The sequence below is a fragment of the Metabacillus sp. Hm71 genome (genome assembly GCF_051842955.2).
GTDB lineage: Bacteria > Bacillota > Bacilli > Bacillales > Bacillaceae > Metabacillus.
The window spans coordinates 4105326-4128782 of record NZ_CM200278.1 but is presented as its reverse complement, the minus strand read 5'-3'; the positions used below and the strand labels follow the sequence as shown (position 1 = coordinate 4128782).

20 protein-coding genes, 1 other RNA gene and 1 other annotated feature are annotated in these 23457 nt (G+C 38.2%); of the genes, 17 read left to right on the top strand and 4 right to left on the bottom strand.

What is annotated here, in order from left to right; all coding sequences use genetic code 11:
- Positions 1 to 39: 39 nt before the first annotated feature.
- The gene (gene tgt, locus ACSVDH_RS20485; RefSeq protein WP_439249989.1) at positions 40 to 1185 is read left to right on the top strand and encodes a tRNA guanosine(34) transglycosylase Tgt; all 1146 of its coding nucleotides are present in this window, start codon (positions 40 to 42) and stop codon (positions 1183 to 1185) included.
- A gap of 25 nt (positions 1186 to 1210) precedes the next feature.
- Entirely contained in the window at positions 1211 to 1471 is a 261-nt protein-coding gene (gene yajC, locus ACSVDH_RS20480; RefSeq protein ID WP_299087603.1) for a preprotein translocase subunit YajC, read from the top strand.
- A 115-nt stretch (positions 1472 to 1586) separates the two neighbouring features.
- Here the strand turns inward: yajC and ACSVDH_RS20475 are convergent, their stop codons facing one another.
- Positions 1587 to 1970: a TIGR04086 family membrane protein gene (locus tag ACSVDH_RS20475; protein ID WP_439249992.1), complete on the bottom strand. Its 384-nt coding sequence runs from the start codon at positions 1968 to 1970 to the stop codon at positions 1587 to 1589.
- Positions 1971 to 2192: 222 nt separating this feature from the next.
- Here ACSVDH_RS20475 and ACSVDH_RS20470 point away from each other — a divergent pair, with 222 nt between their 5' ends.
- The gene (locus tag ACSVDH_RS20470; protein WP_299087605.1) at positions 2193 to 2849 is read left to right on the top strand and encodes a DUF421 domain-containing protein; all 657 of its coding nucleotides are present in this window, start codon (positions 2193 to 2195) and stop codon (positions 2847 to 2849) included.
- Positions 2850 to 3111: 262 nt separating this feature from the next.
- Here the strand turns inward: ACSVDH_RS20470 and spoVB are convergent, their stop codons facing one another.
- Positions 3112 to 4683 (bottom strand): stage V sporulation protein B, encoded by a 1572-nt coding sequence (gene spoVB / locus ACSVDH_RS20465; RefSeq protein WP_439249994.1) that lies wholly within the window; start codon positions 4681 to 4683, stop codon positions 3112 to 3114.
- A gap of 168 nt (positions 4684 to 4851) precedes the next feature.
- Between spoVB and ACSVDH_RS20460 the strand changes: the two genes are divergently transcribed.
- From ACSVDH_RS20460 to dtd, 8 genes are all read left to right on the top strand, one after another.
- Positions 4852 to 5145, top strand: a complete 294-nt coding sequence (locus ACSVDH_RS20460; protein ID WP_299087609.1) for a post-transcriptional regulator — start codon at positions 4852 to 4854, stop codon at positions 5143 to 5145.
- Between the two features lie 47 nt (positions 5146 to 5192).
- Positions 5193 to 7436, top strand: a complete 2244-nt coding sequence (gene secDF, locus ACSVDH_RS20455; RefSeq protein WP_439249996.1) for a protein translocase subunit SecDF — start codon at positions 5193 to 5195, stop codon at positions 7434 to 7436.
- Between the two features lie 125 nt (positions 7437 to 7561).
- Positions 7562 to 8455 carry a cation diffusion facilitator family transporter gene (locus tag ACSVDH_RS20450; RefSeq protein ID WP_299087613.1) on the top strand — a complete coding sequence of 298 codons (894 nt, stop codon included), beginning with the start codon at positions 7562 to 7564 and terminating at the stop codon, positions 8453 to 8455.
- A gap of 17 nt (positions 8456 to 8472) precedes the next feature.
- Complete coding sequence (locus ACSVDH_RS20445; RefSeq protein WP_299087615.1) at positions 8473 to 8811, top strand: LapA family protein; 339 nt, start codon at positions 8473 to 8475, stop codon at positions 8809 to 8811.
- Between the two features lie 100 nt (positions 8812 to 8911).
- Positions 8912 to 11269 carry a single-stranded-DNA-specific exonuclease RecJ gene (gene recJ / locus ACSVDH_RS20440; protein WP_439249999.1) on the top strand — a complete coding sequence of 786 codons (2358 nt, stop codon included), beginning with the start codon at positions 8912 to 8914 and terminating at the stop codon, positions 11267 to 11269.
- Between the two features lie 16 nt (positions 11270 to 11285).
- On the top strand, positions 11286 to 11798 hold the full coding sequence (locus tag ACSVDH_RS20435) for an adenine phosphoribosyltransferase (RefSeq protein WP_299087618.1): 513 nt from the start codon (positions 11286 to 11288) through the stop codon (positions 11796 to 11798).
- A 358-nt stretch (positions 11799 to 12156) separates the two neighbouring features.
- On the top strand, positions 12157 to 14367 hold the full coding sequence (locus ACSVDH_RS20430) for a RelA/SpoT family protein (protein WP_299087622.1): 2211 nt from the start codon (positions 12157 to 12159) through the stop codon (positions 14365 to 14367).
- Between the two features lie 13 nt (positions 14368 to 14380).
- Positions 14381 to 14821, top strand: coding sequence for a D-aminoacyl-tRNA deacylase (gene dtd, locus ACSVDH_RS20425; RefSeq protein ID WP_439250001.1), 441 nt, complete (start codon positions 14381 to 14383; stop codon positions 14819 to 14821).
- A gap of 125 nt (positions 14822 to 14946) precedes the next feature.
- Here the strand turns inward: dtd and ACSVDH_RS20420 are convergent, their stop codons facing one another.
- Positions 14947 to 16248, bottom strand: coding sequence for an N-acetylmuramoyl-L-alanine amidase family protein (locus tag ACSVDH_RS20420; RefSeq protein ID WP_439250002.1), 1302 nt, complete (start codon positions 16246 to 16248; stop codon positions 14947 to 14949).
- A gap of 160 nt (positions 16249 to 16408) precedes the next feature.
- Between ACSVDH_RS20420 and ACSVDH_RS20415 the strand changes: the two genes are divergently transcribed.
- From ACSVDH_RS20415 to ACSVDH_RS20395, 5 genes are all read left to right on the top strand, one after another.
- Entirely contained in the window at positions 16409 to 16582 is a 174-nt protein-coding gene (locus ACSVDH_RS20415; protein WP_439250003.1) for a hypothetical protein, read from the top strand.
- A gap of 54 nt (positions 16583 to 16636) precedes the next feature.
- Positions 16637 to 16868: a binding site (T-box leader), on the top strand.
- 108 nt (positions 16869 to 16976) lie between these two features.
- Positions 16977 to 18242 carry a histidine--tRNA ligase gene (gene hisS, locus ACSVDH_RS20410; RefSeq protein ID WP_439250004.1) on the top strand — a complete coding sequence of 422 codons (1266 nt, stop codon included), beginning with the start codon at positions 16977 to 16979 and terminating at the stop codon, positions 18240 to 18242.
- A gap of 23 nt (positions 18243 to 18265) precedes the next feature.
- A complete protein-coding gene (gene aspS, locus ACSVDH_RS20405) occupies positions 18266 to 20032 on the top strand; it encodes an aspartate--tRNA ligase (protein WP_439250005.1) in 1767 nt (588 codons plus the stop codon).
- Between the two features lie 73 nt (positions 20033 to 20105).
- A non-coding RNA gene (ssrS, locus tag ACSVDH_RS20400) (6S RNA) lies at positions 20106 to 20295 on the top strand.
- Between the two features lie 204 nt (positions 20296 to 20499).
- Entirely contained in the window at positions 20500 to 21270 is a 771-nt protein-coding gene (locus ACSVDH_RS20395) for a tRNA threonylcarbamoyladenosine dehydratase (RefSeq protein ID WP_299087634.1), read from the top strand.
- Between the two features lie 126 nt (positions 21271 to 21396).
- Here ACSVDH_RS20395 and ACSVDH_RS20390 read toward each other — a convergent pair whose 3' ends face one another.
- On the bottom strand, positions 21397 to 22647 hold the full coding sequence (locus ACSVDH_RS20390; protein WP_439250309.1) for a replication-associated recombination protein A: 1251 nt from the start codon (positions 22645 to 22647) through the stop codon (positions 21397 to 21399).
- A gap of 361 nt (positions 22648 to 23008) precedes the next feature.
- Between ACSVDH_RS20390 and cymR the strand changes: the two genes are divergently transcribed.
- Positions 23009 to 23425, top strand: a complete 417-nt coding sequence (gene cymR / locus ACSVDH_RS20385) for a cysteine metabolism transcriptional regulator CymR (protein WP_439250007.1) — start codon at positions 23009 to 23011, stop codon at positions 23423 to 23425.
- Positions 23426 to 23457: the final 32 nt, after the last annotated feature.

Here is a 23457-nt window from a genome sequence, read left to right as displayed (position 1 = left end):
ATTAAGGCGCTAGTGCTTTTCGAATAAGGAGGAAATGTGGTGTCAAATTCACCGATTCGTTACGAATTAATTAAAACATGTAAACAGACAGGAGCAAGGCTTGGGATGGTGCATACACCACATGGAAGCTTTGAAACACCTGTGTTTATGCCAGTCGGCACACTAGCAACTGTAAAAACAATGTCTCCTGAAGAGTTAAAGCAAATGGGGGCGGGAATTATTTTAAGCAACACCTATCATTTATGGCTGCGTCCCGGTAATGAGATTGTAAAGGAAGCCGGGGGGCTGCATAAGTTTATGAACTGGGATCGGGCTATTTTAACTGACTCAGGCGGATTCCAAGTTTTTAGTTTAAGTGACTTTCGTAGAATAGAAGAAGAGGGAGTCCATTTCCGCAATCATTTAAATGGGGATAAGTTGTTTCTTTCTCCAGAAAAAGCCATGCAGATACAGAATGATCTAGGCTCTGACATTATGATGGCTTTTGATGAATGTCCGCCATATCCTGCTGAATATGACTATATGAAAAAGTCTGTGGAAAGAACAAGCCGATGGGCTGAACGTTGTTTAAAAGCTCATAGTAGGCCAGAAGAACAAGGATTATTTGGTATTATCCAAGGTGGAGAATATGAGGAATTACGCAAGCAAAGTGCTAATGATTTGGTTTCACTGGATTTTCCAGGATATGCTGTTGGCGGTTTATCTGTTGGAGAACCGAAGGATGTCATGAACCGTGTGCTTGAGTTTACCACACCGCTTATGCCGGCAAACAAGCCGCGTTATTTAATGGGAGTAGGTTCACCAGACTCGCTCATTGATGGAGCAATTCGAGGCATTGATATGTTTGACTGTGTGCTCCCGACCCGAATTGCCCGTAATGGAACATTAATGACGAGCGAAGGGCGATTGGTAGTGAAAAATGCCAAATTTGCTAGAGATTTCAGACCACTTGATGAACATTGTGATTGTTATACATGTCAAAATTATTCACGTGCCTACATACGTCATTTAATCAAGAGTGAAGAAACGCTAGGATTAAGATTAACATCTTATCATAATCTGTATTTTCTGGTAAACTTAATGGAGAAAGTAAGGCAAGCAATCCGTGAAGATCGTTTAGGCGATTTCCGCGATGAATTTTTTGAACAATACGGTTTTAATAAACCGAATGCGAAAAACTTTTAAGCTCACTTGAAAGGGGTGATATATAATGGAAATGCTAGGAACGATTTTACCATTGGTTCTAATGTTTGCGATTTTTTATTTCTTGCTTATCCGACCGCAGCAAAAACAGCAAAAAGCGGTTCGTGAAATGCAAAGCAGTCTGCAAAAAGGTGATAAAATCATTACAATTGGCGGACTTCACGGGATCTTAGATTCAATTGACGAAGATAAGATTGTTTTAAAAGTTGGTGATGGGACTCGTATGACCTTCGATCGTCGCTCAGTACGTGAAGTTGTAAAAGGTTAATAGGTACATAATCAAAAAAGGCTGTTCAAAAAGGGTATTTACCCTGGTTTTAGGACAGCCTTTTTCATTTCTAATAATAAAAAAGGGTGTTCAAATAAGAAACACTAAAAGCTTATTATTTCGCTCTCGAGGAAGTCATATTAACGCCAAACACCCCACCGATCATTGCAGCTAGTAAGAAACCGCCATGGTACATGAAGTCTTCCATATTGAAAATTAGGCCGTATCCCAAAAATTTAAAAAGAAAAATAATAAGGGAGTATAATAGGGCTGTTATGCCGCCAACCAGCCAGCCTTTCTCCTTTCCATTTCCCCCAGCTACAAAGCCGCCAATAAACAATGCTAAAACGGAAAGACCTACTAGCAGCCAGGTGATAGAAGATTCCTTAAGGCTTGTAAATTTTAATAACAAAGAAAAAACTAAGCTCGTTGCTAATGCGATGATAAAAATGGTGACAAGGCCATAAAGGACTGCTTTTCCCCATTTTTTTGTTTCCAATATAAATTCCCCCTTTCCTCCTATAAACAAGTTCAAGCTTGTTTCTGCTCGTCTTATTACAGAATATTCACTAGAGAAAAAAATAGAATATAAATATTTTATTGGATTTTTATCATATATGAAATTTGTTTATTTTTTTCAAAATAACTGTTTTTTCCTACATAAATCTAATGCTGACGTCCAAACTAGTAGAAAGCAATGCAGGTAAAAGGAGGCCATCAAATGGAAGTATATGTAACCATTGTGGCACGAACCATTCTTCTTTACTTTTTGATGGTGTTCATTTTTCGTGTAATGGGTAAGCGAGAAATTGGAGAATTAAGCATCTTTGATTTAGTTGTCTTCCTTATGATAGCGGAAATGGCAGTGACAGCGATTGAAAATCATCAAGATTCATTAATACATACAATTATGCCTATGCTACTTTTAATGATAATTCAAATTTTCTTGGCCTTTCTTTCACTAAAAAGCAGGAAAATTCGCCATCTTCTGGATGGAAAACCGACTATAATCATTGATCGCGGCAAGGTCGATGAACAAGCAATGAGATCTCAACGGTATAACTTTGATGATTTAATGACACATCTTCGTCAAAAAGACATTAATAATTTGGCAGATGTGGAATTTGCCATTTTAGAATCCTCTGGAAAACTGTCAGTGATAGAAAAAGAAAGCAATAAAAAAGAACAACCAGGGCTGCAGGTCCCCCTTATCATTGATGGCCGAATTCAAGAAGAGAATTTAGCAGCCATTAACAAAAATAATTTATGGCTTAGACAACAGCTTCGTCAATTAGGATATGATGACATAAAGAAAATTTCTTTTTGCTCTTTTGGAAAAGGAATCTTTTTTATTGATTTGAAGGATGAACAAAGATAAATATGTTGGAAGAAGGAAGAGATGTGGCGCTATGAACTGAATCTCCTCTTTTTTCTTTCACTGAGGAAGATAATTGGAGGTAGTGGCCAACTTTAAATGTAAAGTGAGGGTAGGCCTTTGTCTTCACCTTTTTAGGCTCGCTAGTCAGCTAGTTGCTTTATCAACTAAAAAAGGACTGCACTTTGATACAGTCCCTTCACACTTAATAAGTCGCATATGTTATTTCATTGGAATGGTAAGTAAAATCCCATTGATAGATGTCTCACTTTATTGGAATAATGTTCGACAAATACCCTCCGATATAAGGGATTCGATTCAGTTCCTCTTTTTTAACGAGATTAAACATCAAGAGTAAGAAACAGTAAATCATGCTGGTTACACCTATTGCAGTAATTAAGCGTATGACCATAGCGCTGTCTGCGACTAGATTTTCATAGAAGAAATAACCGACAATTCCCGAAATGACCATCGTTAACCCACTCTTTACATAATCTCTAATATAAATTGTAAATGGGACGACCTTTAATACTGTAGCAAAATGTAATAAAGTGACGAGCACCATCCCAATTACAATCGCCAAAGCAACTCCCATAATTCCAAGGGATGGTCTAGTTGCTAATAGAAAAATTAATGCTGTTTTAATTGCAGCACCTATTAAACTATTTATCATAGCGGCTTTGGCTAAATCCAATGCTTGCAACACAGCCTGCAGCGGACCTTGGAAATATTGGAAAATGAAAAACGGTGCCATCACTTGTACAAAGATGGCCGATCGACTATTGCCGTACATGACAACCATTAATGGTTCAGCAAAAACATATAAAACCACACTAGCCAATCCACCGCTTACAATTGATAAACGGATTGCCTGCTGAAGCCGGTGTTCAACAAGCTTTGGTTTATTTTGTGCCATTGCTTCGCTTATAGCAGGAACTAATGAGGTGGACAGGGAATATGTGATAAAAGAAGGCAGTGTCAACAATGGGAGGGCATACCCTGTCAGACCCCCATATTGTTTTGTTGCGACTACTGTAGCAACACCTGCAATGGCTAAGCTATTTGCAACAACAATTGGTTCAAAAAACCATGAAACATTACCAATTAATCTGCTTCCTGTAGTAGGTAAAGCAATTCCCATTAATTGTTGGAAGGTTTCCTTCCCATTTTGAACAGATTTGAAAAAATTTCGGCGTATTTTCATTTTCTTTTTTACCTTGAACATTGCTGCTAAATAGATTAAAGAAACAAGTTCTCCAATTACAGCGGAGATCATGGCTCCAGCAGCTGCATATTCAATCCCATATGGTAAAAATGCACTTGTGAACAGAGCGACTAAGGAGATTCTTACAACTTGCTCTAATACTTGAGAGGCTGCAGCTGGACGCATGTTTTGTTTGCCTTGAAAATAGCCCCGAATTACCGATGAGATTGCCACAATCGGTACAACAGGAGCAATGGCAAAAAGCGGCCATTTTGTGCGGTCATCGGTTAGTAATTCTTCAGCTAAAAAGGGCGCAAGGAAAACCATTGCCGGGGTAAAGAGAATACTTAACGTCCCTGTAATTGCCAAGGACACAACGAGAATTTTCTTAATTCTTTTTTGATCGCCCTGGGCCTCAGCTTCAGCAACAAGCTTTGAAATGGCAACAGGTAGGCCAAGTTGTGTAATTGTAATGACTAGAACAAGTGTCGGAACAGCCATCATATACAAGCCGACTCCTTCTTCACCGATAAAACGTGCTACGACAATTCGATTAATAAATCCTAGAACTCGTGTAATGAACCCTGCTAAAATTAAAATTAGCGTTCCGCGAAGAAACGTTTGCTTTGACATGTCTCTCCCTGCCTTCTCAAATAACGTGATATCATATACAATTACTATATGCTCAGCATTGGGCCAAGCATGACAAGTTCTCGTTAGATTGTTCCTAATTATGATGATTTACAATTTTTAACAAATTATAAATAAGGAAAACTTTTAAAAGATAAGGGAGAGGATTAAATGGACAAGCAGCCTATCGATCAGTTAAGAGACCATGTTAAACCTGCGATTGTAAGCAAGCTCGAAGAATTTACTCTACTAGGCTATGAAGATGTTTCAGAAGAAAAGCTTTGGGCATTCTTAAAAAATAAAAAATGGAAAAAATCCCCTGAGCTTTCAGTGCACGAGATTGTCAGAGATGTATTAGCATTAAAAATTGGAGATTTCATGAATTATGCAACAATAGAATCGTATAAATCAGGGAGCTGGTTTGAAAGTGAAGAAGGCAAAGATCTATTAAAAAATCTTATTTAGTATAATTTCTATACATAATTTTTATTAGATCTTAAGGAGGATACTTAATGGCCAAGCGCGGGCGCATAATTGCTTTTTTTCTACTTGTCCTTGTTGTGGGAAGTTTAATTGGTCTAAATACAAACAGGGTTACAAACAATATGATTTTAGGTTTGGATTTACAAGGCGGCTTCGAAGTATTATATGAGGTGAAGCCGGCAAATGAAGGGGATAAAATCACAAGAGATGTCCTTGTCAGTACGGTGAATGCACTTCAAAAACGTGCGAATGTTTTGGGAGTTAGTGAACCGAATATCCAAATTGAGGGCAATGACCGGATTCGTGTGCAGCTTGCCGGTGTAAATGACCAGAATAAAGCACGAGAAATTCTCTCTACTCAAGCGGAATTAACCTTTCGTGATTACCAAGACAAGGAAATGTTAAATGGTTCAGATCTAGTAGAGGGCGGGGCAAGTCAGTCCTTCGATGAAAATGGTAAGCCTAACGTTGCAATTAAGCTAAAGGACGCTTCAAAATTTAAAGAGGTAACAGAAGAAATCGTTCAAAATAAACCATATAATCAATTAGTCATATGGCTTGATTATGAAGAAGGCAATTCTTTTCAGGAGGAAGTGACAAAGGCTGATCCTAAATTTATCTCTGCGCCGAATGTCGAGCAAGTATTCAACCAAACTGACGTAACGATTACCGGAGATTTTACGATACAAGAAGCGAAGGATCTGGCTAATTTATTAAATGCCGGGTCGCTTCCAGTAAAATTAGATGAGCTTTATTCCACATCAGTTGGTGCCCAATTTGGTGAACAGGCGTTAGATCAAACAGTGCTTGCGGGAATAGTTGGAATATCCGTCATCTTCTTATTTATGCTAGTTTTTTATCGTTTGCCTGGACTCATTGCCGTTATAACCTTATCAGCTTATATATATCTCATTCTTCAGGTGTATGACTGGATGAATGGGGTGTTAACACTGCCTGGAATTGCAGCTCTTATTTTAGGAGTAGGTATGGCTGTAGATGCCAATATCATTACTTATGAACGAATTAAAGAAGAACTGAAGCTTGGACGAACAGTTCGCTCAGCGTTTAAAGCAGGCTCAAGACGGTCATTTGCCACCATTTTTGATGCGAATATTACAACCATTCTTGCAGGTGGAGTTCTATTTTTCTTCGGCACTAGTTCTGTAAAAGGATTTGCCACAATGTTAATTCTTAGTATTGTGGTAAGTTTTATAACAGCTGTTTTTTTATCAAGAATACTGCTTGGTCTCCTAGTGGAAAGCCGATGGCTTGATAAGAAAAAAAGCTATTTTGGCGTTAAGAAAGCGGATATCCTAAGTATCGAGAAAACGGATGATCATCCAACTGCTCCGACTAATTTCGATAACGTCAATTTCTTAAAACATCGTAAATTATTTTTCGTGTTTTCAACCCTTGCAGTCATAGTAGGAATCTTCTTTATATTAATATTTAGACTTAACCTAGGGATTGATTTTGCGAGTGGAACACGGATTGAAGTGCTTGCTGGTAAAACCTTAACATCAGAAGAAATGACAACTGAACTGGAAAAGCTTGATCTTGAATTCAATGATGTCGTACTATCAGGTGTGGAAAATGAGATTGGTGTTGCCCGATTAATTGGGGTTTTAGATGCAGAGCAGATCGCTGAGGTTAAAGGCCACTTTAAAGAAAAGTATGGTTCAGAACCGAATGTGAGTACTGTCTCTCCGACAGTCGGGAAAGAGCTTGCACAAAATGCCTTGCTCGGTGTTCTAATCTCATCATTAGGGATTATCGTTTATGTTGCTTTCCGATTCGAGTTTTATATGGGTCTTGCTTCGATTGTAGCCTTGCTCCATGATGCTTTCTTTATCATTGCATTCTTTAGCATTACTCGTTTAGAAGTTGATATCACATTTATTGCTGCGGTATTAACCATCGTCGGTTATTCAATAAACGATACAATTGTAACGTTTGACCGTATACGTGAACTGCAGAAAAAAGTAAAGGTAAAAACGATTAAGGACTTGGAGTTTATAGTAAATCGAAGTCTTCAACAAACCTTTACCCGATCGATTAATACAGTGCTGACCGTTGTAATTGCCGTAGTCGTCCTGTTGATTTATGGAAGCTCCTCCATTACAAACTTCTCGATTGCGCTTTTAGTCGGACTTATTTGTGGAACGTATTCATCCCTATTCATTGCTGCACAGCTCTGGCTGATATGGAAAGGCAAGCAGCTTAATAAGAAAAAAGAAGTTGCAGCAAATGTAAGTGAAGAACTGCAACTATAAAATAGAAACATAATAAGGGTCAGTCCCTCTTTGTAATTGCTTTATTCGTTACAGAGAGAGGGGCTGACCCTTATTTATTGTGAATAGTTGGATACACTAAGTTTATCTGAAAACGAGGTGAAAACATGACGGAAAAAGATCGCTTTAAGCAAGCGGAATTTGCTGCAATGGTAGGGATGGCTGGGAATATTATATTAGCCATCATAAAAGGAGTGATTGGTATCCTATCGGATAGTCGTGCTTTAATTGCAGATGCTGTTCACTCAGCTTCAGATGTTGCAGGGTCTTTAGCTGTGTTTGTCGGTGTTCGGGCAGCTAAACAGCCTCCTGATGAAGACCATCCTTATGGGCACGGGAAAGCGGAATCAATTGCGGCAATCATCGTCGCTGTTCTATTATTTTTAGTTGGATTTGAAATTGGGAAATCCTCTTTTGAGGCATTTTTTGCAGAGATTGTACCACCAAAGCTTTTTGCTATTTTTGCAATGTTAATAGCGATCATTGTAAAAGAATGGATGTTTCGCTATACCTTTAAGCTGGGTAAAAGAATAAAAAGTGATGCGATTATTGCAAATGCGCATGACCATCGATCAGATGTTTATTCTTCTATAGCTGCATTGGCAGGTATCGGTGCTGCGATTTTCGGACCTAGATTTGGACTTGATTGGCTGGTATATGCAGATCCTGTTGCCGGGTTATTTGTCTCGATTCTTGTTTTAAAACTGGCTTGGAAGCTCGGTGCAGAGTCAATTCATACAACGCTTGACCATGTATTGCATGAAGAAGATATAGTGGGGTTAAAAGAAACAGTCACCAACATCACCCAAATTAAAAAAATTGATCAACTCCATGCGAGGGAGCATGGTCACTATGTCATTGTTGACATAAAAATTTCAGTTGATCCCCACATCACGGTCGAAGAGGGACATAAGATCGGTAAATTAGTGAAACAAACATTAATGCGTGAGCATGACAATGTTCAAAATGTGTTCGTTCATGTAAACCCATATTCGCCATAAATGAAGGGGGTGAGTTGATGAAGCGTCAATGGAGCATCTTATTGGCTATTATTTTTGCGTTAATTGTTGCGCTTTTTGCTGTCATAAACGTTGACCCAGTTAAAGTTGATTATTTGTTTGGAACGGCTGAATGGCCGCTTGTTCTGATCATTCTTGGTTCTGTATTAATGGGAGGATTTATCATTGCCTCTACCGGCATAATTCGTATCTTAACACTTCAGCGGAAATTAAAGCTAGCTGAAAAAGAAAAGACCATATTAATGAATGAGCTTGAGGCATTAAAAGAAAAGGTGCAAGGTTTACCTGGAATCGAAGATGAGGAAGGGCGGCATGAAAAAGGACTGGCAGAACAATAATATATAGTTCATTAATAAGAATGAACTGCAATACGGGATAATCCATAAATTGAAACCCCTTGACCACTCTAGTATAATGGGATGGTTGAGGGGTGAAACTATGTTAAAGGCAAAAACGAGATGGGTTGTACAGCCATCTGATGAATCCTTGATCAAATTATTAACAGAAAGCTTATCAATCACACCACTTGTTGCATCACTTCTTGTTAACCGCGGGATCACTTCAATTGAACAAGCACGTGAATTTCTAAAAATAGAGCAACAGGCTTTTCATGATCCTTTTTTATTAAAAGATATGGAAAAAGCTGTTATTCGAATCAAGACAGCAATTGAAAACAATGAACACATATTAATCTATGGTGATTATGACGCGGATGGTGTTAGCAGCACGACAGTCTTATTAACTACTTTACGAAAATTAGGTGCACAAGTCGAATTTTATATTCCTAATCGCTTTACTGAAGGATACGGACCGAATGAAGCCGCTTTCAGACAAGCCCATATCAATGGCTTTTCACTTATTATTACAGTAGATACCGGGATAGCTGCTGTCCATGAAGCAGAGGTTGCCAAAGAGCTTGGGGTGGATCTGATTATTACAGATCATCATGAACCAGGTCCTGTTTTGCCGGATGCACTGGCTATCATCCATCCTAAACAGCCAGAATGCCCTTACCCATTTAAGGAATTGGCAGGTGTTGGAGTGGCGTTTAAACTGAGTCATGCCCTCCTAGGTGAAGTCCCTTCTGATTTATTAGAGATTGCAGCAATTGGTACAATTGCTGACTTAGTAACACTTCATGGTGAAAATCGATTAATATCCAAAACAGGTATTAAGCAACTGAAAACAACGAGTCGTACAGGATTAAAAGCTTTGTTAAAAGTTGCAAATGTGAATTGCGCTGAGATTAATGAAGAGACGATAGGTTTTGCCTTAGCGCCTAGAATTAATGCAGTAGGCCGTTTACAGGATGCCGACCCAGCCGTTCACTTATTAATGACAGAAGATGCTGAAGAAGCATTTGAAATTGCTAAAGAAATTGATTTATTAAATAAAGAACGGCAAAAGCTTGTAAATTTAATGACTGAAGAGGCAATTGATGAAGTTGAAACAAGGTTCCCAATTGCGGAAAACCCTGTTCTTGTCATTGCAAAGGAAGGCTGGAATCCGGGTGTTGTAGGAATTGTAGCATCAAGGCTTGTTGAGCACTATTATCGTCCGACAATTGTCTTGAGTGTTGATCAAGAAAAAGGAATAGCAAAAGGCTCGGCAAGAAGCATTGTTGGGTTTGATTTATTTGAAAGTCTCTCAACATGCCGAGATATTTTGCCCCATTTCGGAGGACATCCGATGGCTGCGGGGATGACGCTTGAGCTTGAAAATGTCGATGTGTTAAGAACAAGACTAATAAATATCGCTAAAACTCAATTAACCGAAGAGGATTTCACACCAATTAAAAAAGTAGATGTGTGTTGCAAATTAGAAGATATTTCAGTTAAGTCTATCGAAGAAATGCAGCTTCTTGCTCCATTTGGTATGGATAATCCTAAGCCGGTAATTCAAGTAGAAAATGTCATATTAGCAAATAGTCGAAAAATTGGGGCAGAGCAAAACCATTTGAAGCTTGTTTTTGAGCAAGAGGAACATCAACTTGCTAGTGTTGGCTTTGGACTCGGATATATTTATGATGAACTATCTCCAACTGTAACATTATCAGCAATTGGTGAACTTTCGATAAATGAGTGGAACAATATAAGAAAGCCTCAATTAATGCTCCACGATGTAAAAGTAAATTGTTGGCAGCTTTTTGATTTTCGAGGAACTCGTAATGTTGATAAACTATTAAAGACAGTATGTACAGTAGAAAACACCATAATTATAACCTATCAAGCATCACAATATGAGAAATTAAAGCAAAAAGGTTATGAAAAGAATATAGCCTATGTGGAATCGGCAGCACATGCACAGGAACTAAATGTTAATAATAAGCATCTTGTAATATTGGATATACCGTCGTCATTAGATCATCTTGATTTCCTCTTTACACAAGGAAAACCAGACCGTATCTATACTGTATTCCAACAGGAAGCAGACCACTTCTTTGCCACCATACCAACTAGAGAGCATTTTAAATGGTACTATGCCTTTTTAATGAAAAGAGGTACATTTAATGTTAAGGAATTGGGTGAAAAGCTTGCTCAGCATAAAGGCTGGTCAAAAGAAACAATTGAGTTTATGTCACAGGTGTTTTTTGAGCTAGAATTTGTTACAATAGAAAATGGTGTTATTTCGACAAATCCTGCATCTCAAAAAAGAGATTTAGCTGAGTCGGAAACATATGCAAAAAAACAAAGGCAAATTGAATTAGAAAAAACGTTATTATATACATCTTACAGTCAACTGAAACAATGGTTTGAAGATCGATTTCAATCATCAGAAGTTCTTGTAAATGTATAAGGAGGACAAAGAAAAAATGGATTTAAAGCAATTCGTAACAGTCGTACCTGATTATCCAAAACCAGGTATCCAATTTAAGGATATTACAACACTAATGGATAACGGTGAGGCGTATAAATATGCGACAGACCAAATCGTTCAATATGCTCGTGAAAAACAAATTGATATTGTAGTAGGCCCTGAAGCGCGCGGTTTCATTATTGGCTGTCCTGTTGCCTACTCATTAGGCTGCGGGTTTGCTCCGGTTCGTAAGGAAGGGAAATTACCACGAGAGGTTGTTCGCGTAGAATATGGCCTTGAATATGGGAAAGATGTATTAACGATCCATAAGGATGCAATTAAACCAGGCCAACGTGTATTAATAACAGATGACCTGCTTGCAACTGGAGGTACAATCGAAGCTACAATCAAGCTTGTTGAAGAGCTTGGCGGTGTTGTCGCAGGGATTGCTTTCTTAATTGAATTAACTTACTTAGATGGTCGTAAATTGCTTGATGGCTATGATGTGTTAACATTAATGCAATTTTAAAAAAGAAGCACTCGATTGGGTGCTTTTTTTACAAAATTTTTTTATCGTGTACAGATGAATGTCTTTATTCCACTTATAAATTCAATTACTCAACATGATACTTTCGCTTCTAGAATTTCCAAACACAGGATATGATGATCTTAATTTAAAACAAACCAGTAATTGACAGCTTAAAAAGAGTGAATCTTCTTTACATCTTTTCGTTTTTTATTGATAATAGTTACAATATAGTAAAACTTCTAATGATGGAAAGAATGATTGTTTATATAGATCGTAGTATTTTGATCCAATGCAAAAGACGAATAGTATTCGTTTTTTCTGGGTCCTATCAAAGTTTTCATTATAAAAAGGTGATTCCATGGCAAATGAACAAGTACTATCTTCAGAGCAAGTAATTGAAAAGGCACGGCGATATTTGTCAGCAGACGATACCGCTTTTATCCAACGTGCCTATAACTTTGCGGAAGAAGCCCATCGAGAACAATTTAGAAAATCAGGTGAACCCTATATTATCCACCCAATTCAAGTAGCGGGAATCTTGGTAGATTTGGAGATGGACCCATCTACCATTGCGGGTGGCTTCTTACATGATGTTGTGGAGGATACCGATGTAACCCTTGATGACCTTCGTGAAGCATTTAATGATGAAGTAGCCATGCTTGTTGATGGCGTAACAAAGCTCGGAAAAATTAAATATAAATCCAAGGAAGAGCAGCAGGCTGAAAACCATCGAAAAATGTTTGTTGCAATGGCTCAAGATATCCGGGTAATTTTAATTAAGCTCGCAGACCGTCTTCATAATATGAGAACCTTAAAGCACTTACCACAAGAGAAGCAAAGACGTATTTCCAATGAAACATTAGAAATTTTTGCACCGCTCGCACATCGGTTGGGGATCTCGAAAATCAAGTGGGAGTTAGAGGATACGTCATTACGCTATTTAAATCCGCAACAATATTATCGAATCGTAAATTTGATGAAAAAGAAGCGCCAGGAACGTCTGGAATACTTAGATCAAGTAATTGACGAGGTTCGCCATCGTGTCGATGAGGTTAATATTGAGGCGGAATTTTCCGGCAGACCGAAGCACATCTACAGTATTTACCGGAAAATGGTACTCCAAAATAAACAGTTTAATGAAATTTACGACCTGTTAGCGGTACGGATTGTCGTTAATAGTATTAAAGATTGCTATGCTGTATTAGGGATTATCCATACATGCTGGAAGCCGATGCCGGGCCGTTTTAAAGATTATATTGCAATGCCTAAGCCTAATATGTATCAATCGCTTCATACAACGGTTATTGGCCCAAAAGGTGATCCGTTAGAGGTACAAATTCGTACATTTGAAATGCATCAAATTGCAGAATACGGGATTGCCGCACACTGGGCATATAAGGAAGGCAAAGAGGTTGATGAAAAAACAACATTAGATAAAAAGCTTTCCTGGTTTAGAGAGATTTTAGAATTCCAAAATGAAGTAACAAATGCTGAGGAGTTTATGGAATCTCTAAAAATCGATCTCTTTTCAGATATGGTTTTTGTTTTCACACCTAAAGGAGATGTGATTGAATTACCTTCAGGCTCTGTTCCAATTGACTTTGCATATCGTATTCATTCCGAAATAGGAAATAAAACGATCGGTGCAAAAATTAATGGAAAAATGGTGACATTGGATTATAAGCTAAAAACAGGGGACATTATTGAGATTTTAACCTCAAAGCATTCCTATGGTCCAAGTCAGGATTGGTTGAAGCTGGCTCAAACTTCTCAAGCGAAAAATAAAATCCGCCAGTTTTTCAAGAAGCAGCGTCGTGAAGAAAATGTTGAAAAAGGCCGGGAAATGGTTGAGAAGGAAATTAAAAATCTTGATTTCGATGTGAAAGAAGTCATGACTGATGATAATTTACAAAGAGTGGCTGAAAAATTCAATTTTGCAAATGAAGAGGATATGTATGCAGCTGTTGGATATAATGGGGTTACAGCTTTACAGGTCGCAAATCGCTTAACAGAAAAATGGCGAAAAAAACGCGATCAGGAGGAACAGGAAAAAAATATTCAAGAGGTTATAAATGAAGCAAAACAAGTAAGATCATCAGCCTCAAGGAAAAAACGAGATGCTGGTGTGCAAGTTAAAGGAATTGATAATTTGCTCATCAGGTTATCAAAATGCTGTAATCCAGTACCTGGTGATGACATTGTCGGCTTTATTACAAAAGGTCGAGGAGTTTCTGTTCACCGCGCTGATTGTACAAATGTTCATACTGAGGATGCGAAAGAGCGCCTCATTGATGTTGAATGGGAAAACCAACCATCCTCAAGCAGAAAAGAATATAATGTTGAAATTGAAATATTAGGCTATGACCGTCGTGGTCTCCTTAATGAAGTACTACAGGCAGTGAATGAGACGAAAACAGATATCTCATCAGTGTCTGGAAAATCTGACCGAAACAAGGTTGCAACCATTAATATGGCAATTTCGATTTCAAACATTAATCATTTACAAAAAGTGGTCGAACGTATTAAGCAAATTTCTGATATTTATTCAGTACGAAGAATGATGAATTAAGGCAGGTTTAATTGTGAAAGTAGTTATTCAACGAGCAAAAGATGCAAAAGTAACAGTGGAAGATAACGTAGTTGGCCAAATTGATGAAGGTGTAATGGTGTTAGTTGGTATTACACATGATGATACCGAAAAAGATGCTGAGTACCTTGCAGAGAAAGTCGCGAATTTAAGAATTTTTGAAGATGCAGATGGGAAGATGAATCATTCTTTATTGGATCTAAATGGACAGGTCTTATCTGTATCTCAATTTACCTTGTATGGTGATTGCCGAAAGGGAAGACGTCCAAATTATATGAATGCGGCAAAACCAGATTTTGCAAATTACTTGTATGAAATGTTCAATTCTAAATTAAGAGAAAAAGGGCTGCAAGTGGAGACAGGAACATTCGGTGCCATGATGGATGTTCAATTTACCAATGTTGGACCTGTGACTTTGATCTTGGAGAGTAAATAAAAAAGGGCTGTCTTAAAGGGACTGCCCTCCAATAAACAATACGGAATTTTCTTGTTATAAGAATCCGGTTAAAGTGTTGAAGAGGGCTGATTCTTTTGTTTTAAGACAGGCCTTTTTTTGTTGAATTATTTGAAGTACAAAGCGAGACCATTAAAAATCCCCTGTGATATGCGTTCCTGATAATTTGATGTATTGATCGTTAATTCCTCAGTACGGTTACTTAAGAAGCCAAGCTCTACTAATGCTGCTGCGGCTTTATTTTCTCTTAGGACATGAAAATTTCCGAATTTAAGTCCGCGATCCCTTAAATTTGATTGTTGTGCGATACTACTATTCAAACGGGCTGCAAGTGGAGAATCTTTTAATGAATTGTAATAATAGGTTGTGGTTCCACTTGCACTCCTGTCAGAGGTGCTATCATAATGAAGACTTATAAATGCATCGGCATTGCGATAATGAGAAGTGCTGACTCGTGATTGTAAACTAATATATGTATCATTCGTACGAGTTAAAAATACATTTGCCCCGGCGGATCTTAGCTTGTTATAAACTAATTTAGCTGTTACTAATGTTATGTTTTTTTCTAAGGTGCCCCTTGTTCCAACTGCTCCGCTGTCTTGCCCGCCGTGTCCAGGGTCGATTACAATTGTTTTATTTTTTACATACAGTCCTGAGCCAGGTTTTGTAACAGGGGAGTTAATCCCGCTTGTTTCAACTACCCAGCCAGCAATATAGCCGATTTTATCATTTTCAAGGTTGATTTTATACCAGTTGCCAACGGTATCCAAAAGGGTATAAGTTTCCCCAGCATTTGCTCTCTTTACAATGGAATGGCCAGTGGATGCGCCAGAACGTATATTAGTGCCGTTATAGATAATTTTAACATGCTTACTATTAGTAGATGGATTAACTGTTGCGGCCGATGTATTTGTTGTTTTTGAGATATGCCATCCAGCAACCCATCCTGACTTGCCAGAGTAGGAAATTTTTATCCAACGACCACTTTTCTCAAGGTATTGAGCTGTTTTTCCCTTATCAAACACCCCAATCACGCTAAACGAAGTACCGGGGCCAGATCGGATTCGTAAGCTTGTTGCGTTTGATATAACATTTCCATTTGAAACCGACGAATTTGAAGACGTGCTGCTGCTTTTCTCCTTCACCAGCCATGAAGCAACCCAGCCTGTTTCATTCCTTGATAATTCGATTTTTATCCAATCATTCTTTTTTTCCACGACATCAAATGTTTGTCCTTTTTTCACCTTAGCAATAATGGATGATGTTAGCCCTGCTCCGCTCCGAACATTTACGTGATCGACATTTATGGTGACTTGTTCATTGGCAGCAGTTAATGTAACGGTCTTTGCAAATGAGGCAATAAATAGAAGTGTAAAACAGATGTACATGGTGCAGTATTTGCGAAACAAAAATGAAACCTCCTTTTTCTAGCTGCTATTAATCACTTCTCTACTAATATCGGCAATCCTTTTTAAAGTTGAAATAAATTCTGCAAAAAAGGAAAAGATAATAATACGTTCTAAGGGTAAAATCCCTTATCGGAGATTTTTTTAGAAAGGATGTAGAATGGTGAGAAATAGTGAAAAAGGAAATGTATGCCATGCACAGCGTGATGTTTTTGGTGTTGATTTTCATGATTTTATGGTAAAGGAACAAAACAATTCCTCAATTGAGTTAGCCTCAGAATTCGGAATTTCCTTACAAGAAGTTAGAAATCTAAAAAAACATTTAAATCGATCTTGACATTGAGTATTAAACATTCGTAGAATAAGATATAATTTGAAATCATACATAGTCCTTGAACCAGTGAGGGAGAACAGTAAATAAGATTACACATGAAAAGAGAGGAAATGCCCTAGGCTGAAAGCATTTCTACATGATGCCTTATTGAAAAACACTCCTTAGGTTTCTCTCTGAAAAACAGCTTGTCTAGTAGGGGAAGAACGTTGCAGGCGTTAACTGATTGAGTGGGAATAGTCTTCGCTATTTCAACTAGGGTGGAACCACGGGTATAACTCTCGTCCCTACATTTGTAGGGATGGGAGTTTTTTGTTTTGGTTTAAGAACGATTGAAGCTAAAGCGTCTTATTTGTCTGGAGCTGAACAAGGCGCTTCCGCTTTTAGAAGGAGGAGAACAATGTCATTTCAGATACCTAGAGGTACTCAGGATATATTACCTGGAGAAGTAGAAAAGTGGCAGTTTATTGAAAATACTGCGCGTGAACTATGCAGCAGATATCAGTACAAGGAAATCCGCACGCCCATTTTTGAGCATACAGAATTGTTTGCACGCGGCGTTGGCGAGAGTACGGATATTGTTCAAAAGGAAATGTATACCTTTGAAGATCGGAAAGGAAGGAGCATAACATTAAGACCTGAAGGCACAGCATCGACCGTACGTGCATTCGTGGAAAAAAAGCTTTATGCGAACCCATCTCAACCAACAAAGCTATATTATATTGGGCCAATGTTCCGATATGAGCGTCCGCAAACAGGCCGTTTTCGTCAATTTGTCCAATTTGGCATAGAGGCATTAGGGAGCCATGATCCAGCCATTGATGCTGAAGTGATCTCACTTGCCATGTCATTGTATCAATCACTTGGCTTAAAAAGCATCAAGCTTGTTATAAATAGCTTAGGTGATGGTGAGAGCCGTAAAGCTCATCGCGAAGCATTAATTGCACATTTTCAGCCAAGAATCGGAGAATTTTGTTCAGATTGTCAAAAGCGTTTAGAACAAAATCCGTTACGGATTTTAGATTGCAAGAAGGATCGTGACCATGAATTAATGGAGACTGCTCCATCTATTCTTGAGTTTTTAAACGAAGAGTCTAAACAATATTTTAATAAGGTGCAACAATACTTGACGTCAAATGGAATTCCTTTTGAAGTGGATCCGCGTCTTGTAAGAGGTTTAGACTATTATAACCATACTGCCTTTGAAATTATGAGCAATGCGGAAGGTTTTGGAGCCATTACAACTCTTTGCGGGGGAGGCCGCTATAATGGCCTGACACAGGAAATTGGCGGACCTGAAACACCTGGAATTGGGTTTGCCCTAAGTATTGAGCGACTATTAGCTGCGCTTGATGCAGAAGATGTTGCATTGCCGATTTCAAGTAATATTGATTGTTATATGGTAACGATGGGGGATCAAGCAAAGGACCGTGCAGTTTCATTGCTTTTTGACATGAGAAAAGCCGGTTTAAAAGCTGAAAAAGACTATGAAGATAAAAAAATAAAAGCTCAATTAAAGGCTGCAGATCGTCATAAAGCTAAATTTGTTGCCATTTTAGGTGATGACGAGCTTGAGCGAAATGTTGTAGCTGTTAAAAATATGGAAACAGGTGCACAGGAAGAGATTGCAATTGATGAGCTTATCACATATTTAAAACAATTTTGATTGAAATGAAAGGAGAGGATTCCATGTTTGGACGTACATATTATTGTGGTGAAGTACCGGAGTCTGCTATTGGAGAAAAAGTCGTATTAAAGGGTTGGGTTGCAAAAAGACGTGATTTAGGGGGCGTCATCTTTATCGATTTGCGCGATCGCACAGGTGTTGTTCAGATTGTGTTTAATCCTGAAATATCTGCTGAATCATTAGAGATCGCTGAGAAAGTGCGAAGTGAATATGTGCTGGATATTACCGGAACAATTGTTGAGCGTGATGAAGAGACAATCAATCCGAATATTCCTACAGGAAAAATTGAAGTGATTGTTGAGAAGGTTACAATTTTAAATAAAGCAAAAAACCCTCCATTTTTAATTGAAGATAAATCAGATGAGGTTTCAGAAGATGTTCGTTTAAAATATCGTTATTTGGATTTAAGAAGACCTGGATTATTAAATACGATTCAGATGCGTCATAATGTTACAAAATCAATGCGCAATTTCTTAGATGAAAATGGCTTCTTGGATATTGAAACACCAATTTTAACAAAGAGTACTCCAGAAGGAGCACGTGATTATTTAGTACCGAGCCGTGTTCACCCAGGTGAATTTTATGCATTGCCGCAATCACCGCAAATTTTCAAACAGTTATTGATGGTGTCAGGCTTTGATAAATACTACCAAATTGCACGCTGCTTCCGTGATGAAGATTTACGGGCAGATCGTCAGCCTGAATTTACGCAAATTGATATTGAAGCTTCATTTATGAGCCAAGATGATATTATGTCAATGACAGAGCAAATGCTCGCTAGAATAATGAAAGAAACAAAAGGAATTGATATTGACCTGCCAATTAAAAGAATGACGTATGATGAAGCAATGAGCCGTTTTGGATCTGATAAGCCGGATACACGCTTTGGGTTAGAGCTAGTTGATGTAGGAGAAATCGTAAAAGACTGCGGCTTAAAAGTATTTAGCAGTGTAATCGCAAATGGCGGACAAGTTAAATCAATCAACATCAAAGGTGCTGCCGATAAATACTCAAGAAAAGATATGGATGCTTTAGCCGAATTCGTTGCGCCATATGGAGCAAAAGGATTGGCTTGGCTGAAAATTGAAGCAGATGGCCTTAAAGGACCGATTATTAAATTTTTTACGGAGGAAGAACAAAAAGCATTAGTCGCAACCATGGAAGCCTCTGTCGGTGATATTCTTGTATTTGTTGCTGATAAAAAATCTGTTGTAGCAGATTCTTTAGGTGCCCTTCGTCTGAAACTTGGTAAGGATTTGCAATTAATTGATGAAAGCAAATTCAATTTCCTCTGGGTAGTTGATTGGCCATTGCTTGAATATGATGAGGCAACTAAACGTTATTATGCGGCACATCATCCATTCACAATGCCGGCCAGGGAAGACCTTCCTTTATTTGAAACAGACCCGGGAAGTATGAAAGCACAAGCTTATGACATCGTTCTTAATGGTTATGAACTTGGCGGAGGATCAATTCGTATCTTTGAAAAAGACATTCAGGAAAAAATGTTTAAGCTGTTAGGCTTCTCAGAAGAAGAGGCAAAAGAGCAGTTTGGTTTCTTATTAGATGCATTTGAATACGGTACACCTCCACATGGCGGCATTGCACTAGGGTTGGATCGACTTGTGATGCTATTAGCTGGTCGTTCAAACTTAAGGGATACAATTGCATTCCCTAAAACGGCAAGTGCAAGTGATTTATTAACAAATGCACCTGGTGCTGTAAGTGAAGCACAACTTGAAGAATTAAACCTGGAAGTGCTTGACTAAAAACATGAAATGCCTTTGTCAAGCACTTGAAAAGGCATTCTCAATATGATATTATTTTTAAAAATAACAGTTAAAAGTCCTGATGTGTACGTTGTACACCTAGTTTTGACCTAACATTTTTTCTACGGGAGCTTGTGTTTCTGGACAGCGTAAACGCCTCTAACTCGGATCCTTGAGGACTTACAAACCTCTGGAATAAAGCACCCACCTGCTAAGGGCGGGATCAAAACAAGGGAAACGGCAACGGCACGATTGGGACTGCTACATAAAAAACGTAAGGGTCTGACCCCTCAGTGAAAACTAATATATAGTGCGGATTGTACTGTCTATTAAGTTTGGGGGGTCCGGCCCTCTTTATTTGATAATATTCTCTTGCATTTCCAACAATGTATGGTATATTCTTTTTCAGGTAAAAATACTGTCATTATGATGGACAAGATAATTGGATTGTAAATGGAGTGAGTTAGTTGCTACATCAATTTTCACGTAATGAATTAGCGATAGGAAAAGAAGGACTCGATATATTAAAGAATAGTACGGTTGCTGTTTTAGGAATTGGCGGCGTTGGTTCATTTTCAGCAGAGGCTCTCGCAAGATCCGGAGTAGGGAAATTAATCCTTGTGGATAAGGATGACGTTGATATTACGAATGTAAACAGGCAACTTCATGCGCTTCTTTCGACAGTCGGCCAGCCGAAGGTCGATTTAATGGAGGCAAGAATAAAAGATATTAACCCTGATTGTGAAGTGATTTCTCTTAAGATGTTTTATACAGAAGAAACGTATGAGCAGTTTTTTGAGCATAAGATTGATTATGTTATTGATGCTTCGGATACGATTTCGTATAAAATTCATTTGATGAAGGAATGTTTAAAACGTAAAATTCCGATAATCTCAAGTATGGGTGCCGCAAATAAAATGGATCCAACAAGATTTCAAGTTGCAGACATTTCAAAAACACATACAGATCCAATTGCAAAGGTAATCCGGACGCGGCTACGAAAGGAAGGAATCTATAAGGGGATAAAGGTTGTTTTCTCTGATGAAAGTCCAATCGTTATTCGGGAGGAAGTGCGCAAAGAGGTAGGGAATGATGCTGCACCAATCCGCAAAGCTAAAATGCCTCCGTCATCAAATGCTTTTGTGCCATCTGTTGCCGGTTTAATCATGGGCGGACATGTAGTAACTGAATTATTAAAAGATATAAAAATCGTTCGGGTAAAAGACGAAAATAAATGAGAAAACTGAAAAAAGAGGCAATTCTGCCTCTTTTTTCAACGTTTAAGCAAGTATTACTTTTTGTACTTAGTTCATACCTAGAGCATGATATTATGCAACTTAGTTATTTTAATCAATAATAGCCCATTACTTCCTTTGTTGATTTAAGAGCTTTTCGTAAATTTGGCTTAATGCTAATTCAAATTTTCCTGTTTTTTTCGGATGATAATAAACGTTGTTTTTTAGCTTGTCTGGCAGGTATTGCTGTTTTACCCAGCCGTTTTCATAATCGTGAGGGTATAAATAGTCAACACCTCTTCCTAATGCCTTTGCACCTTTATAGTGTGCATCCTTTAAGTGAAGAGGAACATCACCGGTTTTCCCTGCTCTAATATCGGCAATAGCGCTGTCCAATGCTTGATAAGCACTATTTGATTTTGGGGATAAGCATAATTCAATGACAGCATTTGCAAGAGGAATCCTTGCTTCAGGAAATCCTAAACGCTCAGAAGCCTCAATGGCTGACAAGGTTCGACTTCCTGCCTGTGGATTAGCAAGTCCAATATCTTCATAGGCGATCACAAGCAGTCTCCTATTAATACTAACAAGATCACCTGCTTCAATGAGTCTCCCTAAATAATGTAAGGCTGCATTTACATCAGAGCCTCTAATGGATTTCTGAAAGGCTGAGAGAACGTCATAATGAGCATCCCCATCCTTATCATGGACAAAGCTTTTCTTTTGCAGGCATTCTTCAGCGATCTTAACAGTGATTTCAATGATTCCCTCTGAATTTGGTTCGGTAGATAGTACGGCTAATTCAAGTGCGTTTAGTGCAGAGCGAACATCTCCTCCACAGCTTCCGGCTAAATGGTGTAAGGCGTTTTCCTTTACGTCAATTTTTTGCTTGCCTAATCCGTTTTCTTTATCGTGAATTGCGCGAATAAGAGCTTTTTTAATCTCTTTTTCATCAAGAGAGTGCAGTTCAAAAATCTGACAACGGCTGCGAATTGCTGGATTAATTGCATGGTATGGATTACTTGTTGTCGCTCCAATCAAAATAATCTTCCCATTTTCAAGGTATGGCAGCAAAAAATCTTGCTTTGCTTTATCTAAACGATGGACTTCATCTAAAATTAAAATTACTTTTCCTGACATTTTTGCTTCTTCAGCGACAATCTCCATATCCTTTTTATTATTAACAACAGCGTTAAGTTTACGAAAGGCTGTCCCTGTACTGCCTGCAATTGCCGTAGCAATCGAGGTTTTTCCAATTCCAGGAGGACCATAAAGGATCATTGAGGACAAATGCTTCGCTTTTACCATGCGATGAATAATTTTTCCTTCAGCGACTAAATGTGATTGTCCAATAATGTCCTCTAATCTTTTTGGGCGCATTCTATATGCAAGTGGCTCCTTCAAATTAAACACTCCAAACGTATCAGTTAAATGTTAGGTTATCTTTATTTGAAATACATTTTATTTGAATAGCATAATGTCCAACCTGTATAGTTGGAGATAGTGCCTAATAAGATTATAATATGCTATAATGGCTAATGTTCAAAGTAAGAAGCTAATTATGAAACTAGTTCTTGCCGAACTTGAAATTTTATTTTTTAACATTTGTTGATGCTTGTGATAAAAAATATTATTTTAAGCAATTGAATAAATGATAATTAGTAGGATGACTCCACATTCACAAACAAATTTTTTGTCAAGGGATTGGCTTAAATAAATTTTAATATATAGGGGTGGTAGGATGAAAATATCAACAAAAGGCCGTTATGGTTTAACAATTATGATTGAATTAGCACGAAAGCATGGGGAAGGACCTACTTCTTTAAAAAGCATAGCACAAACTCATGATTTATCAGAGCATTATTTAGAGCAGCTGATAGCCCCGCTTAGAAATGCCCGACTTGTAAAAAGTATCCGCGGAGCTTACGGTGGATATATTTTAGGAGATGAACCGTCAAACATTACTTCAGGTGATATTATTCGCGTTCTTGAAGGTCCCATCAGTCCTGTCGAAGTTCTAGAGGATGAGGAGCCAGCTAAGAGACAGCTATGGATAAAAATCCGAGATGCTGTAGCAGACGTGCTTGATAATACAACATTGGAAGATCTGGCAAGCTATACAGACGGTAATCAAGAGCCGTATATGTTCTATATTTAAAAGCGGAAGCGCCTTGCCCGGAGACGTTTGGA